Source organism: Nodosilinea sp. AN01ver1 (genome assembly GCF_050565655.1).
Lineage (GTDB): Bacteria > Cyanobacteriota > Cyanobacteriia > Phormidesmidales > Phormidesmidaceae > Nodosilinea.
Window position 1 is genome coordinate 14623 of record NZ_JBNXVS010000045.1, and the last position, 14891, is coordinate 29513.

The following is a 14891-nucleotide window of genomic DNA, read 5'->3' on the forward strand; positions in this document are numbered from 1 at the left end:
CATGTCAGTCGCTTTTTTGCTAAAGCTTAATTAAGTAGACTGTTTGGGGAGCGATCGCCCGCGAGGCAGTCTGCTCAGCAGTTTCTTTTGCTCCTGTAGCGTCGCTGACACCGTGCGCTAGATCTGGTCAACACCTTAGTTAAACCCCACCACACTTTGGGCAGTGCCCCCGATTGGCTTTATGGAATCCGATCCACTTCAGGACAGGCAGCGATTCAACACCTTTTCAGCCCACAACAAAGTTCGCCAGCACGCTCCGGTGGTGGCGCTAATAGTAGGGTTGGCTGCCTTAATAGGGGGTGCCCTGGCCCTAGGGCTGGTATCGCTGCCCGGGCCACTTACCTGGGCCGGCTGGTTGACGATAGCCGTTACCCTGGCCGCTTTTGTGCTCAATGCCCTAACGCCTCTGCCAGCGGAGGCCATTTTTTTGGCGGCCCTGGCCACGCTGTTGCTGTCTGGCGTGCTCGACCCTACCACTGCCCTGTCTGGGTTTAGCAACCCCGGCATGATCACGGTCGGTGTGCTGTATGTGGTCGTAGCCGGGCTACAGCAAACTGGCGGCCTGGATATTATTTCGCGATCGCTGCTGGGTCTGCCCAAGGGTCAAACCGCTGCCCTGCTGCGGCTGGTCGTGCCGGTCCTGGGGCTGAGCGCCTTTCTCAACAACACGCCGCTGGTCGCCATGTTCATTCCGGTGGTGAGCGACTGGTGTCGTAAGCTGCGCATCAGCCCCTCTAAGCTGATGATTCCGCTCAGCTATGCGGCGATCATGGGGGGCATGTGTACGCTGATTGGCACCAGCACCAACCTAGTGGTCAATGGGCTGCTGGTGTCCGAAACCGATTACCCCAGCCTCAAGCTGTTTGATCTGGTGCCGGTGGGGGTGCCCTGCGCGATCGCCGGTACGCTCATGCTGGTTTTGGCCCAGCGCTGGCTCTTGCCCCAGCGCAAACCCGCCATCACCGACGCTGACGACCCGCGCGAATACACCGTTGAAATGGTGGTCGCAGACCATAGCCCCCTGGCGGGTAAAACCGTTGAACAGGCCGGACTGCGCCATCTGCCAGGGCTCTACCTCACCGAAATTCAGCGGCAGGGGCGACTGCTGACCGCCATTGGCCCCCAGGAGACCCTGCAAGAGCAGGATCAGCTGGTGTTTGTGGGTATGGTTGACTCTATTGTCGATCTCAACCAAATTCGCGGCCTGCAGCCAGCCACCGACCAGGTGTTTAAGCTCGACACTCCCCGCACGGAGCGCACCCTGATCGAGGCCGTTGTCTCGAACACCTGCCCGCTGGTAGGCATTACGATTCGCCAGGGCAAATTTCGCAGCCGTTATGGCGCGGTGGTGCTGGCGGTGGGGCGCAATGGCGAGCGTTTGACCGGTAAAATTGGCGACATCCGTCTGCAAACCGGCGATACTCTGTTACTAGAGGCCAACCACGCATTTTTGGAAGAGCGTCGGGCCTCCCGCGACTTTTACCTGGTCAGCGAAATTCCCAACTCAGACCCCCTGCGCCACGATCGCGCCCCTGTCGCCCTGGCCATTCTGGTGCTGATGGTAGTCCTGGCCACATCGGGGTGGATGGATATGCTCAACGCCGCCACCCTGGCGGCTCTATTGATGGTGATCCTGGGCTGCTGCTCGTTTCAGCAGGGCTTTCGCACCGTCGATTGGTCGGTGCTGCTGGTGGTAGCGGCTGCCCTAGGCCTGGGCAAAGCCCTAGAGGTGACCGGGGCGGCGGCGGCACTGGCGGGCGGCATGCTGAGCCTGGGAGGCGACAACCCCTGGATTGCTCTAGCCATTGTCTACGGCGTTACCACCGTGCTGACCGAAGTGATTACTAACAATGCGGCGGCGGCAGTGGTATTCCCGATCGCGCTGTCGCTGTCCCAAAATCTGGGGGTGAGCTTTATTCCCTTCGTTATATCGATCATGATTGCGGCTTCGGCCAGCTTTAGCACCCCCATTGGCTACCAAACCAACCTCATGGTCTACGGCCCTGGTGGCTACAAGTTCACCGACTTTTTGCGGGTGGGCATTCCCTTTAACCTGGCTTTTTGGCTGCTGACGGTGCTGATCGCCCCTTGCGTATACCCGTTCTAGTCTACCTAGCTAAAACAAACCAGGGTCTTAATCTGGCCAAACTGGCTAAATCAAGGCCCTGGTGAAGCATTGTGAATTGTACGGGCTGGAGCGGCTCTGGGAGCGATCGCTAAACGGGCGATCGCTAAGCCTTCGAGGCTGGCTCAAACTTGTGGGCATGGTCTTGCAGCAGCGAGCTGACCTGGTTGAGCACGCTGTCGCCGCCTTTCTTTTGAATGGTGTGGCGCTCGGGGTAGAAGTCGGGCTGGTCGAGGTTGCGAGAGATAGCCTGCTGCACCTGCTCAGCAATCAGGGCGGACAGATCGCCGCGAGCGTTTTCCCGCTGGAAGTTGGCCCCTTCTTCGGTCGTCGCGTAGAGGGGCGGCAGCCGGTTGAGGGCGTAGGCGGCAATGTCGCCCAGATCCAGAGTTTTGTCGGAGGTAGACTCAATTTCGGCCACCCGCGAGATCGCCTCGGTCAGCACCAGTTCTTCCATCACGTTGATGAACTGCTTGCGGGGGACAGCTACCACTTCGCCGGTTAGCAGGGCACCCATCAGGCGATCGAGGGCCATGTATTCTTCGATTGAAAGCTCGGCGGCGGTATCGCAAATGCGGCCTACTTCGGCTTCCATAGCGGGGGTGAGGTAGCCGTCTTGTAGGGCTTGCTCAACAATTTTTTCGATAGTCATTTGGTCAAAAGCTCCATAAAACGGGTGGATTAACGGCTTTACTACAATCAGGGGACCGGCACATCAGCGAGGGTAGACATCCACCTGGGGTTATTGTGCCCTAATCAATTTGGCAGGCTACAAGGCCCCATGAAGACTGTTTGGGGGCAGAGTGACGAATTAAGAATATTTGAGAAAGCCAATGGCTTGCTTCCAAATCTGGTGCTTGCTCTGGTCTTCAGTTTCTACACAAATGCATTGCGGGTCTTGCCACAAGACACGACCAGAAACGACATCGCCGGTAATGAGCTTGACCTCAATAGAGGTCTTATCGCGGATCAGGTTTTGAACCTGGCGCACGCTTGGAAACCCGGCGGCAAACTCTTGAGACATGGTGCTACGCCACTGAACTTACGCTGGTCTTACGGTACCCCGTTTGCCCGGCGGAGGTGACAGGGGTTGTCAATTTGTTAGGGAAAGTTGGAGTAGGGGTGGATGGGTGGATGGGTGGATGGGTGGATGAGTAGGTGAGTAGGTGGGTAGGTGGGTAGGTGGGTAGGCGGGATTATGCCTTTCTCATTCACGCACTCACGCACCTACGCACCCACGCTCCATCTCCCCAATTTGGTTAATAATTAATAGTCATCCACTCAGCATCGGCAACTATGGAATTCAGCAAGTACCACGGCCTGGGCAACGACTTTATTCTGGTAGACAACCGTCATCAGCCGGAGCCAGTACTGAGCGCTGAGGATGCGGTGCGGTGGTGCGATCGCCACTTTGGCATTGGTGCTGACGGAGTGATTTTTGCGCTGCCGGGGCAGGCGGGCACCGACTACACCATGCGCATCTACAACTCCGATGGCTCTGAACCCGAGATGTGCGGCAACGGCATTCGCTGTCTGGCCAAGTTTTTAGAAACCCTGGAAACCGCCGATGGTCAGGCCCCTCAGGCACCCCACACCTACCGCATTCATACCCTGGCGGGGCTGATTTCGCCTACCCTGCAGCCCGATGGCCAGGTAACGGTAGACATGGGGCCGCCCTACCTGCTGGCCCAGGAAATTCCGACCACGCTGGCGGCAGCCGATGAAAAAGTCGTGGCTGTACCGCTGACGGTGGCCGACCAGACCTGGGCTGTGACCTGTGTGAGCATGGGTAACCCGCACTGCATTACGTTTGTGGAAAATGTAAATGCGATCGCATTAGAAACCATCGGCCCTCAGTTTGAGCACCACGAGGTCTTCCCCCAGCGCATCAATACCGAGTTTATTCAGGTGGTGCGGCCCGACTATCTCAAAATGCGGGTGTGGGAGCGGGGGGCTGGTATTACCCTGGCCTGCGGCACCGGAGCCTGTGCCTCGCTGGTGGCGGGGGTGCTGAATGGGGTGTGCGATCGCGCCGCCACCGTAGAACTACCCGGTGGCCCCCTCCAGATTGAGTGGTCAGCCGCCGATAACCGGGTCTACATGACTGGCCCGGCGGAGCTGGCCTTTCGGGGCGATCGAGGCTAGCGCAGCCTATTGAGCAATGGGGCGCTGAACCAAGATACCGTGCAGCCCGGCGGCTTTAGCCCCTTCCAGGTCGTCGGTTTTGCTGTCGCCAACGTGCCAGGCCTGGCTGGCGTCGCAGCGGTGCTTTTGCAGGGCGGTGGCAAAAATCAGCGGGTCGGGCTTGGCCGCCCCCGCCTCGGAAGACAGGGTGACCGAACTCAGGTAGGTGGCCAGGTTTAGCTCTTCCAGCACCTGGTACAGCCGGGTGTCAAAGTTTGAAATTACCCCCAGAGCAATGCCGCGCCGCCGCCAGCGCTCCAGCGCCGGAGTCACATCGGGGTAGAGAACCCAGGGGGCGGCGGTGGCGAAGTGGGCATAGAGGTCGGCAAAAAAGCTGTCAAAATCGACAAAGCGATCGAGCAGCCCAGCGCTGCTAAAGGTCTGCTGGGCAATCACCCGCCACCAGCGATACTCCTGCTCGGGCACCGTCGTTGGTTCGCTGCCCGGAAAGGCCATCTCCGGAGCCGCCTCAAAGGCGCGAAAAAAAGCCTGATTCAGGGTCTCCGGGTCGGCCTCAATACCGTGGTGCTGGGCCAAGTCGGCATAAATGGCCCCAACGCTGCCTTTGACCCCAAACAGCGTGCCAACCGCGTCTAAAAAAATGACCTGAGGCTGTGGAATATTTGCCATGGGCAGTGGGTCCAAGTGATCGACAAAATATCCAACTACTGTAGAACAGGATGAAAGCTCACCTGACAGCAGGTTTGCCTCTCAACTGGAGCATTCCCCAGCCTCGGTGAGTCGCGAGCTAGGAGTCGCTGTAGGCATCCATGCCGACGCAGGAGCAGATCAGGTTGCGATCGCCGTAGGCCTGATCAATTCTATTCACCGCTGGCCAAAACTTGGCGCTGCGGGTAAACGGGGTTGGAAAAACGGCCTGCTCGCGGCTGTAGGGGCGATTCCAGTCTGATACCAGATCAGCGGCGGTGTGGGGGGCGTGTTTGAGCAGGTTGTGGTCGCGATCGCTCTCCCCATTCTCAATGGCGCGAATTTCGTCGCGAATGGCGATCATGGCGTCGCAGAAGCGATCGAGTTCCGCCTTCGACTCGCTTTCGGTCGGTTCGACCATCAGCGTGCCCGCCACCGGCCACGACATCGTCGGTGGGTGAAAGCCGTAGTCGATCAAGCGCTTGGCCACATCTTCGACGCCAATATCCGCTGATTTCTTAAAGGGCCGCAGGTCGAGAATGCACTCGTGGGCCACCCGTCCATTCTGTCCCGTATAGAGAATATCGTAGTGCCCCGTCAGACGCTGGGCAATATAGTTGGCGTTGAGAATGGCTACTTCTGTTGCCCGCTGCAGCCCTGCGCCGCCCATCATGGCGATGTACATCCACGAAATCGGCAGAATGCTGGCGCTGCCCCAGGGGGCCGAGGTTACTGCGCCAATGCCCTGACTGCCGCCGACCCCGCTCGCCAAACTGTGCCCCGGCAGATAGGGCACCAGGTGGGCCTTGACGCCAATTGGCCCCACCCCTGGCCCGCCGCCGCCGTGGGGAATGCAAAAGGTTTTGTGCAGGTTGAGGTGGCAGACATCAGCCCCAAAGTCGGCGGGGCGGCAGAGGCCCACCTGGGCATTCATGTTGGCCCCATCCATGTACACCTGACCGCCGTGGGCGTGAACGATCGCGCAGATCTCCGCAATACCCGCCTCAAATACCCCGTGGGTAGAAGGGTAGGTGACCATCAAAGCGGCCAGGTTATCGCCGTGTTTCTCGGCTTTGGCCGCCAGATCGGCCACGTCGATGTTGCCGTCATCGTCGCAGGCAACGGCCACCACTTTCATGCCCGCCATCACCGCGCTGGCCGGGTTAGTGCCGTGGGCAGACTGCGGAATCAGGCAGACGTGGCGGTGGGTATCACCCCGCTGCTGGTGGTACTCACGGATCACCAGCAGCCCGGTGTACTCTCCCTGAGCCCCGGCATTGGGCTGCAGCGAAACGCCATCGAACCCGGTAATCTCAGCCAGCCAGGTTTCTAGCTCGGTGAACAACTGCCGGTACCCCTGGGCCTGGGAACCGGTGACAAAGGGGTGAATTTGGCCAAACTCAGGCCAGGTAATCGGCACCATTTCGGCGGTGGCGTTGAGCTTCATGGTGCAAGACCCCAGCGGAATCATCGCCGTTGCCAGGGAGAGATCCTTGTTTTGCAGGCGATACAGGTACCGCAGCATCTCGGTTTCGGAGTGGTAGCGGTTGAAGGTGGGGTGGGTGAGGTAGGGGGTGGTGCGACGGAGGGATGAGGGGATGAGGGGGTGGGGAGATGGGGAGTCGCCGCTTGGTTCTGAATTTTGTAAGTCCTCCGGACTGGCTTCGCCTACGCGCAGCGTCTCCGAAGGAGAAATTTTGAATTTTGAATTTTGAATTGAATCCCCGATAAAGACAGTGATCAGGTCTTGGACGTCGGCGTCGGTGACGGTTTCGTCGAGGGCGACGACCAGGGTTTCGTCGTCCAGCACCCGCAGGTTGATGCGGTGGGCGGTGGCGCGAGCGAGGATGGCGGCCTGGGCGTCGCCTGCGGTGACCCGCAGCGTGTCGAATATCGGCTCTTGACTGAGTTCAAAACCAGCTTTGGTCAGGGCTTGGGCCAGGGTTTGGGTGTGGTGGTGAATGCGGGCTGCGATCGCCCGCAGCCCCTCCGGCCCGTGGTAGACCGCGTACATGCTGGCCATAATTGCCAGCAGCACCTGAGCGGTGCAGATATTGCTGGTAGCGGCGTCGCGACGAATGTGCTGTTCGCGGGTTTGTAGGGTCAGGCGCAGGGCGGGGTTGCCGTAGGTATCTTTAGAAACGCCCACCAGGCGACCGGGCAGCTTGCGGGCAAAGGAATTGCGGGTGGCAAAAAAGGCGGCGTGGGGGCCACCGTAGCCCAGAGGTACGCCAAAGCGCTGGGTGTTGCCCACCACAATATCGGCCCCAAATTCGCCAGGGGCACGCAGCAGGGTGAGGCTGAGCAGGTCGGCAGCAACGGTGACTAGGGCGTGGTGAGCGTGGGCCTGGGCGACAAAGGCTGCGTAGTCGTAGATCGCGCCATCGGTAGCCGGGTACTGTAGCAGCACCCCAAATACTGGCGTACCGAAGTCGAAACTGCGGTGGTCGCCCACCACGACTTCAATACCCAGGGGCAGGGCGCGGGTTTTGACCACGTCAATGGTTTGAGGATGGCAGGCGGCGGAAACCCAGAAGGCTTTGGCCTCTTTCTGCTTGCGAGCGTTGAAGGCCAGGGTCATGGCCTCGGCGGCGGCGGTGCCTTCATCGAGCAGGGAGGCATTGGCAATGTCCATCCCCGTCAGGTCGGTGACCAGGGTTTGAAAGTTGAGCAGTGCCTCTAGCCTGCCCTGGGCAATCTCGGGTTGGTAGGGGGTGTACTGCGTGTACCAGCCGGGGTTTTCCAGCACGTTGCGCTGAATGACTGCCGGGGTGAGGGTATTGGCGTAGCCCAGGCCCAGGTACGATCGCCACACCTGGTTCTGGGCGGCGATTCCTTTTAGCTGCTCAAGGGCGGCGGCTTCACTCAGCCCCTGGGGCAGATCGAGCGGCTGCTGGAGCCGAATTTCGGCTGGCACCGTAGCCTCAATCAAGTCCTCCAGAGAGGCGTAGCCCAGCGCTTCTAGCATGGCCTCGGCGTCGCGTTCTGCTGGCCCCAGGTGGCGGGCGACAAAGGAGCTGAGGGGCTCAGCGGCGGGGGCGAGAGGGGCATCGCCGTTGGTCCCCACGGACAGGGTAGCGGTATCAAGCATGCTGGGCTCTGGAGAAAGTTGTGTCATACCCGTCTGCGGATGGCTCCAAAATCAAAACAGTAGCGGCGGTGCTGAGGCAAATGAATCTCCTCATATCTTGAAACATTCGGAGCAAATTTGCCGCCGCCTGAGCCGGGGGGCAGAGCAAGGCTAGGCTAGCTGGCCCACGAAAGGACGTATGGCCGCCGCCGTTGCCTCGGGCTTTTCCAGATGAGGTACGTGCCCACACTGCGGCATCCAAACTAGCTCACTTTTTGCGATCGCCGCTTCAAACCGCTGCGCATCTTTAGTACCCAAAATTTTGTCCTGCTCGCCCCAAATGATCAGGGTGGGGCAGGTAAGCTGAGGAATTTTTGCCGTCAAAAAGTTGTAGCCGCCGCTTTTGGTAAAGGCGATCAGCGCTTCCTTCCAGCCGGGGCACTGCAGGTGCAGGGCAGCGCACAGTTCGGCATCGGGCGTTACAAAAGCTTTGTCAAAGTAGGCCTGGCGGCTAATGCTGCGTCGCACTCTAGGGTTGCGCAAAAAGGCGGTAGCCCAGCTATCGAGCGGCGGCACCATCAGATTGCCCATAGCGGGTCCGGCGGCAAAGCCCGCCGCGTCGATCAGCACCAGTCCGGCCACTACGTCGGGGTAGGTGAGGGCAAAATCGATGGCGGCAGCCCCGCCCATTGACGCGCCCACCAGCACCACGGGGCGATCGATCATCTGTCGCCAAAAGCTGTGCAGGTGCACCTTGATCGCTCCGGGGGAAAGGCTGGGGTAACGGGTGCGATCGCTAAACCCAAACCCCAGCAGATCCACGGCCCAGGCCTGGGGCTCCAGCAGGGGCAGCAGCCGCCGAAACTCAAGCAGCGAGCTGTCGAATCCAGGGATCATCAGCAGCGGCGGGCTGCCGCTATCGGCTCCTGCTATGTAGGCCGTGGGAACAGGAGCGTCAGCGAGCGGCGTGTTGATAGCCGCCATCTGTACCCGATCCGCTGCTGCGATCGAGGTGGGTTCACTGAGCCCCGCAGCGGCGGCGGGCAATACTGAGACAGCCATAGGTGAAGATTGTGCAAAACCTGCTGCCTATTCTCACGCATTCTTACGCCCTAAGCCAGGCTGCCCCAAGGATTTGCTCTCACTCGTGTAAGTCTCACTGGTGCAGGTTGATCTGATGAGATCCGATGGCGATGCCATAGTCCCCGTAGACATCCTGCCCCAGCAGGCCGTAGCTGCCGCCGATGGCAACTATCACCTGTTCGCGACGTAGGCCACCCAGCTCTACGGCATCCACATAGCCAACGGGCAGGCTCACTACGCTGCCGTCGGCAATTCTAGCCTGGACTGTGCCCACAATGACGACCCCTACCGCCTGGGCCATCTCGGCGGTAATTAGGGTGCCGGTCGCCCCGGTGTCAAACAGCATGGGGAAAGTCTGAGCGCCGCTGCTGCCCCGCAGGGTAACGGATACGATCGGGGTGCCCCCCTGCCGCCCCTGAATCGGAATTTGGGCTGCCAACCCAGCCGGTAAAACTGCTTTGGGAGCGGGGGTAAGGGCCGCCGCTGGCACGATAGAACCCGTAGCCCGGTTTTGAGCCGCCGCCAAATGCTGCTTGTACTCCTGGGCTTTGGTTTGGGCCTGAGCGTGGTTGGGGCTGCTGCTGGGCACCTGCTCCATCAGGGCGATCGCCTGCTGCCAGCGACTGGCGGCCAGCTGCCAATCGTCCTGAGACTGGGCCGACTGGCCAATGGCAACGGCGCTAGCGGCCCGATTCACCGCTTCGCGAAAGGAATCTGGGGCCGGGGAAGGCGACACTGGGGCTGCCTCGGCGGCGATAGGTAAAACGACTGGCTCAGGGGCGATCGCCGCCGAGGTTTCCGTAGCCACCTCGGCAGGGTCAACCGGCAGCATCGTGCTTGCCAACAGGTCGCAGCCTGCCATACCCGAGGCCACCGCTGCCAGCACAAACCAATTTGCGATCGCCCAGGTTCTCATAGCGGCTGTCCTACTGTTGCTAAATGCTCCACCTGAACAGCATTCCCCATTCTGTCGCTGTCGTCGTCACGGCTCGCGCCAGCATCGGCCCAGACTGCATTGAGTTGGCCCCTAGCTGGCTATTCAAAAGAAACCAACTCCAAATGAAATAGCGATCAAATGGCTGAAAGCCGTCCTTTAGCCTTACGATAATAGCGATTCATAGCGCTGAGCAAATCGCCATGGTTTTTCCTGATGCCCCTCCTGCTGTGCTGGTTTTGGCCGATGGTTCAGTATTTCGGGGCTGGTCGTTTGGCGCACCGGGCACCGTCATGGGCGAGGTCGTCTTCAACACCGGCATGACGGGATATCAAGAAGTCATGACTGACCCCAGCTACTGCGGTCAGATTGTCACCTTCACCTACCCTGAGTTGGGCAATACCGGCGTTAACCCCGATGATGAAGAGTCGAGTCGACCCCACATTAGCGGGGCGATCGCCCGCAACATCTGCGAAATTCCTAGCAACTGGCGCTCGACCCAGTCGCTGCCCAACTACCTCAAAACCCACAAAATTCCCGGTATTTTTGGCATTGACACTCGCGCCCTGACCCGCAAGCTGCGCACGGCAGGAGCCATGAATGGGGCCATTTCAACCACCGTGCTCGACCCCCAAGAGCTGCTGCGCCAGCTGCAAGATGCCCCGCCGATGGCAGGGCTGAATTTGGTCGACCAGGTTACGACCGCACAGATTTATGAATGGACGGAGGGTACTGACCCCGTCTGGGAATTTGGCCCCGCTGCCTCAACCTCTGGAGATGAACCCCCACTGACGGTCGTTGCCGTCGACTTTGGGGTGAAGCGCAATATTCTGCGCCGATTGGCCAGTTACGGCTGCCGGGTCATCGTGGTCCCGGCTAGCACCACGGCGGAGCAAATCATGAGCTACCGACCCGACGGCATTTTCCTGTCCAACGGGCCTGGCGACCCGGCTGCGGTGACGAAAGCTCCAGAACTGGTGCAGTCGCTGATGAACTATTCGCTGCCCACCTTTGGCATCTGCATGGGCCACCAGATTTTGGGGCTATCGCTAGGGGCTTCGACCTTTAAGCTGCGGTTTGGCCACCGGGGGCTCAACCAGCCCTGCGGGCTGGAGCGCCAGGTAGAGATCACCAGCCAAAACCACGGCTTTGCCCTAGATGCCACCTCCATCCCTGAAGATGCGGTGACGGTGACCCACCTCAACCTAAACGATCAGACCGTGGCGGGTCTGGCCCACAAGACCCTACCGCTGTTTTCGGTGCAGTACCACCCTGAGGCCAGTCCTGGCCCCCACGACGCCGACTATTTGTTTGCTAAATTTGTAGACACCATGCGCAGCCATCGCCAGCAGCTGTTGCCCCTCTAGCGCCTGGCTTTTACTCTCTCTAAGGGCAGGGAGTATTGGGCTATCCCAGGCGCTTGTCTATAGCGGCTGGCAAAATTTAGCCAAACCGCTATATGCTGTCTGTCTAAAGTAAAGCGTTGGCGATAGGTCTGTTTCAAACCTAACTGGGTTTCAAAACATGACGGTCTACCTGTACGGTTTCACCCCTTGCAGGCCGCGATATCCTGACCTATATTTAACGTCGAACTGGAGCACCGAGGAGGTTTCCCATCGCTGAATCTCTAACCCTGACCGTAAGTTTACGAGGCACTCGCGATGTCAGGGGAACCTATCAACTTTTCCGCCTCACGGGCCTACTAGATGCGTTCTCGGAACCTGCTTTTCGTAAGGCAATGACCAAGTACGTAGAGGCTGGGCCAACCAACATCATTCTCGACCTGGCGGCTATTGACTTTGTCGATAGCTCTGGGCTAGGTGCGCTCGTGCAGCTAGTTAAAAAAGCTACCACCGAAGGCGGCACCGTCCAGGTGGTGACCAACCCCCGCGTCACCCAAACCGTCAAGCTGGTGCGGCTTGAGAAGTTTTTATCGCTACAGCCCTCAGTGGATGATGCGATCGCCAACCTCGACAACCCGCCCAGTGAGTAGCCCCAGCAGTCCCTTCCTGTAGACAGCGGTGGCTCATATGTCTGCCGAACCTCCCGCTAGCCTGCAGTGGTTGCTTCAGTTCAGCGCCCGTAGCCCTGTCCTGGCCCTTTCTCCTGAGCAGGTGAACTCACTCTCGCCTGTCGCTTTGGCCTATATTGGCGATGCCGTGTACGAGCTGTTTGTGCGGAGTACGTTTTTGCTGCCTCCCAAGCGCATTCAGGCTTTTCATCAGCAGGTCGTAAACCAGGTGAGGGCGGAGCGACAGGCCCAGCAGGTGCAGCAACTCATGCCGCTGCTAACCGAGGCCGAGCAGGACTTGCTGCGGCGGGGGCGCAACGCTTCGTCGCGCGGGCCTCGACGAGTTGACAGCCAAATTTACCAGCAGTCCACCGGGTTTGAAGCTCTGGTGGGCTATCTTTATTTAACCAATCCTAGCCGTCTGGTGGAGCTGCTGAGCGCGTTAGATCTATCAGCAGCTGAGTAAACGAACAGGCTTTAGCCGCTCTAGCTTGTCTTTGGGGTCGGGCGTGGCAAGGCTCGATATCCCGAGCTTTTGGCCACAATTGATGACACGCCCTAGGGTGACTGCTCCATCTGCCAGGCCGCGCGCACCAGGCGAATGTCTTCATAGCTGACAGCAGAGCCGAGGCGATCGCGAATCTCCGTCAGCGACGCATTTTCCATCTCTGCCAGCACCGTGCCTATGGTGCGCTGGCGGTTGGTATCTACCAGCTGGTCCACCTCCACCGTTTCACCCTGGCGGATGAGCTGCTCCAGATGGCTAGCAATGGTGGTGGCCTTGAGCCCGCGCTGGTCGGCAATCTCCTGTAGAGACAGCCCCTGGCGGTGCAAATCGAGGGTCTGACGATGGGTATCGCCCACGGCTTGCCGACGTTCTCGCACCGGACGCGATCGCCGGGCCGCCGCCCCTGGGTCAGACTCTAGCCCGTAGTCGGCACAAAACTGGCGAATGGCATCGGTAAACACCTCGCCGTACTGGTCTAGCTTGCGGCTGCCTACCCCCGACACCTGACCAAAAGCCTCTAGGGTTTGGGGCCGGGTGCGGGCCATCTGCCGCAGGGCCGACTCCGGAAACACCACGTAGGGCGGCACGCTCTGCTGATCGGCCAGCTTTTTGCGCAGGGCTTTCAGCACCGTTAAGAGCTGGGCTACCTCTGGGGTGTCCTCGATCGTAGAGGCTTCGGCAGGGCCGGGGGCAAAGTCTTTAGGGACGGCCACCTGCACCGCAATTTGCTTGCGCAGCACCTGCCAGCTGGCAGCGTTGAGCTTGAGTACCGGATAGCCGTCGGTCGTTTCATCGACCAGCCGCTGGTGCAGCAGCGATCGCCCCAGCAGTCGCCACTCATCCACCGAGCGGTCTTTGCCAATGCCGTGGGTTGACAACTGGTCGTGCCGCAAATCGACGATCTTTTGCTTTTTAGAGCCCCGCAGCACGTCAATAATGTGAGCCATGCCAAACCGCTCCTGGCAGCGGGCCACGCAGGAGAGAAACTTTTGCGCTTCAATCGTCCAGTCTTCGATCGGTGGCGGGTTTAAGCAGTTGTCGCACTGCTGGCACGTCCCCTCCACCAGGTCGAGTTCACCAAAGTAGCTCAGCTGCACCCGGCGACGGCACACCGTGGTTTCGGCGTAGTCGACCATTTGCCTGAGCTGCTGACGGGCAATGCGCTGCTCGTCAGCATCGGGCTTCTGGCTAATTAAATATTCTGCCGTCGCCACATCGCCGTAGGCCAAATACAGGGTGCAGTGGGCCGGTTCGCCATCGCGCCCGGCTCGGCCACTCTCCTGGTAGTAGCCCTCAATATTGCGGGGAATATCGTAGTGAATCACAAAGCGCACATCGGGCTTATTGATGCCCATGCCAAAGGCCACTGTCGCCACCATCAACCGCACGTCGTCGCGAATAAAGCGGGTTTGGTTCTCCCGTCGCGTATCATCACTCAGTCCGGCGTGGTAGGGCAGCACCGACTCACCATCGGCGGTGAGCTTTTGGGCTAGCTCGTCGACCCGCTTCCGGCTCAGGCAGTAGATAATGCCCGCACCCTGGTGCTGCTTGACCTGTCGCCGCAGCTCCTGGTAGCCGTCACGGCCCTTGGGGCGCACCTCATAAAATAGGTTGGGCCGGTTAAAGCTCGATACCTGAATCAGCGGGTCGCGCAGCCGCAGCTGTTGGGCAATATCGACTCGCACTCGCTCGGTGGCGGTGGCGGTCAGCCCCATCACCGAAATTTGCGGAAACCGCTCCCGCAGCACTGATAGCTGCCGGTACTCAGGGCGAAAATCGTGGCCCCACTCACTAACACAGTGAGCTTCGTCGATCGCAAACCCGCTGACCCCTACGGTCTTGATCAGCTGCTCCAGCAGGCCAAAAAAGCCTGGGCTCATCAATCGCTCTGGCGACACGTAGAGCAGCTTCACGCGGCCCGCCAGCAGGTCGGCTTCCCGCTGCCGAATGGTGGCGTAGTCGAGGGAGCTGTTCAGGCAGGTAGCCGCCACGCCGTTGTCGCTCAGGCTATCGACCTGGTCCTGCATCAGGGCAATTAGCGGCGAAACCACCACCATCACCCCCAGTTTCAGCAGCGCTGGCAGCTGGTAGCACAGCGATTTGCCACCGCCGGTGGGCATAATCACCAGGGCATCCTGGTTCTTCAGCACGGCCTCAATGACGGGCCGCTGCCCTAGCCGAAACTGGTCATAGCCAAAGTGATGTTTTAGGGCCGTTTCTAAAGAAGGAAAGGCCGCTGTGGGTAATGCCGCCCCAGCCATAGGCAACGCTCAGCAAGTTATTTCAACGCGTTCAAGTGTACTCTCTTCAGGCCGAGTATTGCTCCTG

Annotated in this window: 12 protein-coding genes; 5 read left to right on the forward strand and 7 right to left on the reverse strand. The window is 59.7% G+C overall.

Annotated features, from left to right (window positions below; genetic code table 11):
- Window positions 1–181 precede the first annotated feature (181 nt).
- Window positions 182–2107, forward strand: a complete 1926-nt coding sequence (locus ACQ4N7_RS24620) for an SLC13 family permease (protein ID WP_430714092.1) — start codon at window positions 182–184, stop codon at window positions 2105–2107.
- 124 nt (window positions 2108–2231) lie between these two features.
- On the opposite strand, the gene ACQ4N7_RS24625 is transcribed toward ACQ4N7_RS24620, so the two are convergent.
- Both ACQ4N7_RS24625 and ACQ4N7_RS24630 read right to left on the reverse strand, forming a co-directional pair.
- Window positions 2232–2777 (reverse strand): late competence development ComFB family protein, encoded by a 546-nt coding sequence (locus ACQ4N7_RS24625; protein ID WP_194056534.1) that lies wholly within the window; start codon window positions 2775–2777, stop codon window positions 2232–2234.
- Between the two features lie 159 nt (window positions 2778–2936).
- Window positions 2937–3149: an Hfq-related RNA-binding protein gene (locus tag ACQ4N7_RS24630; RefSeq protein ID WP_194056532.1), complete on the reverse strand. Its 213-nt coding sequence runs from the start codon at window positions 3147–3149 to the stop codon at window positions 2937–2939.
- 272 nt (window positions 3150–3421) lie between these two features.
- Here ACQ4N7_RS24630 and dapF point away from each other — a divergent pair, with 272 nt between their 5' ends.
- On the forward strand, window positions 3422–4270 hold the full coding sequence (gene dapF / locus ACQ4N7_RS24635; RefSeq protein WP_430714093.1) for a diaminopimelate epimerase: 849 nt from the start codon (window positions 3422–3424) through the stop codon (window positions 4268–4270).
- Between the two features lie 6 nt (window positions 4271–4276).
- Here the strand turns inward: dapF and ACQ4N7_RS24640 are convergent, their stop codons facing one another.
- The 4 genes from ACQ4N7_RS24640 to ACQ4N7_RS24655 all read right to left on the reverse strand — a co-directional run bounded on the left by ACQ4N7_RS24640 (window position 4277) and on the right by ACQ4N7_RS24655 (window position 10026).
- Window positions 4277–4939 (reverse strand): HAD-IA family hydrolase, encoded by a 663-nt coding sequence (locus ACQ4N7_RS24640; RefSeq protein WP_430714094.1) that lies wholly within the window; start codon window positions 4937–4939, stop codon window positions 4277–4279.
- Between the two features lie 118 nt (window positions 4940–5057).
- A complete protein-coding gene (gene gcvP / locus ACQ4N7_RS24645; protein WP_430714095.1) occupies window positions 5058–8075 on the reverse strand; it encodes an aminomethyl-transferring glycine dehydrogenase in 3018 nt (1005 codons plus the stop codon).
- 123 nt (window positions 8076–8198) lie between these two features.
- Entirely contained in the window at window positions 8199–9089 is an 891-nt protein-coding gene (locus ACQ4N7_RS24650) for an alpha/beta fold hydrolase (protein WP_430714096.1), read from the reverse strand.
- A 94-nt stretch (window positions 9090–9183) separates the two neighbouring features.
- Window positions 9184–10026, reverse strand: coding sequence for an aspartyl protease family protein (locus tag ACQ4N7_RS24655; protein WP_430714097.1), 843 nt, complete (start codon window positions 10024–10026; stop codon window positions 9184–9186).
- A gap of 221 nt (window positions 10027–10247) precedes the next feature.
- Between ACQ4N7_RS24655 and carA the strand changes: the two genes are divergently transcribed.
- From carA to ACQ4N7_RS24670, 3 genes are all read left to right on the forward strand, one after another.
- Window positions 10248–11411, forward strand: coding sequence for a glutamine-hydrolyzing carbamoyl-phosphate synthase small subunit (gene carA, locus ACQ4N7_RS24660; RefSeq protein WP_430714098.1), 1164 nt, complete (start codon window positions 10248–10250; stop codon window positions 11409–11411).
- A gap of 248 nt (window positions 11412–11659) precedes the next feature.
- Window positions 11660–12037 (forward strand): STAS domain-containing protein, encoded by a 378-nt coding sequence (locus tag ACQ4N7_RS24665; RefSeq protein ID WP_194022849.1) that lies wholly within the window; start codon window positions 11660–11662, stop codon window positions 12035–12037.
- A 37-nt stretch (window positions 12038–12074) separates the two neighbouring features.
- Window positions 12075–12521 carry a Mini-ribonuclease 3 gene (locus ACQ4N7_RS24670; RefSeq protein ID WP_430714099.1) on the forward strand — a complete coding sequence of 149 codons (447 nt, stop codon included), beginning with the start codon at window positions 12075–12077 and terminating at the stop codon, window positions 12519–12521.
- A 92-nt stretch (window positions 12522–12613) separates the two neighbouring features.
- On the opposite strand, the gene recQ is transcribed toward ACQ4N7_RS24670, so the two are convergent.
- Window positions 12614–14824, reverse strand: coding sequence for a DNA helicase RecQ (recQ, locus tag ACQ4N7_RS24675; protein ID WP_430714100.1), 2211 nt, complete (start codon window positions 14822–14824; stop codon window positions 12614–12616).
- Between the last annotated feature and the right edge of the window lie 67 nt (window positions 14825–14891).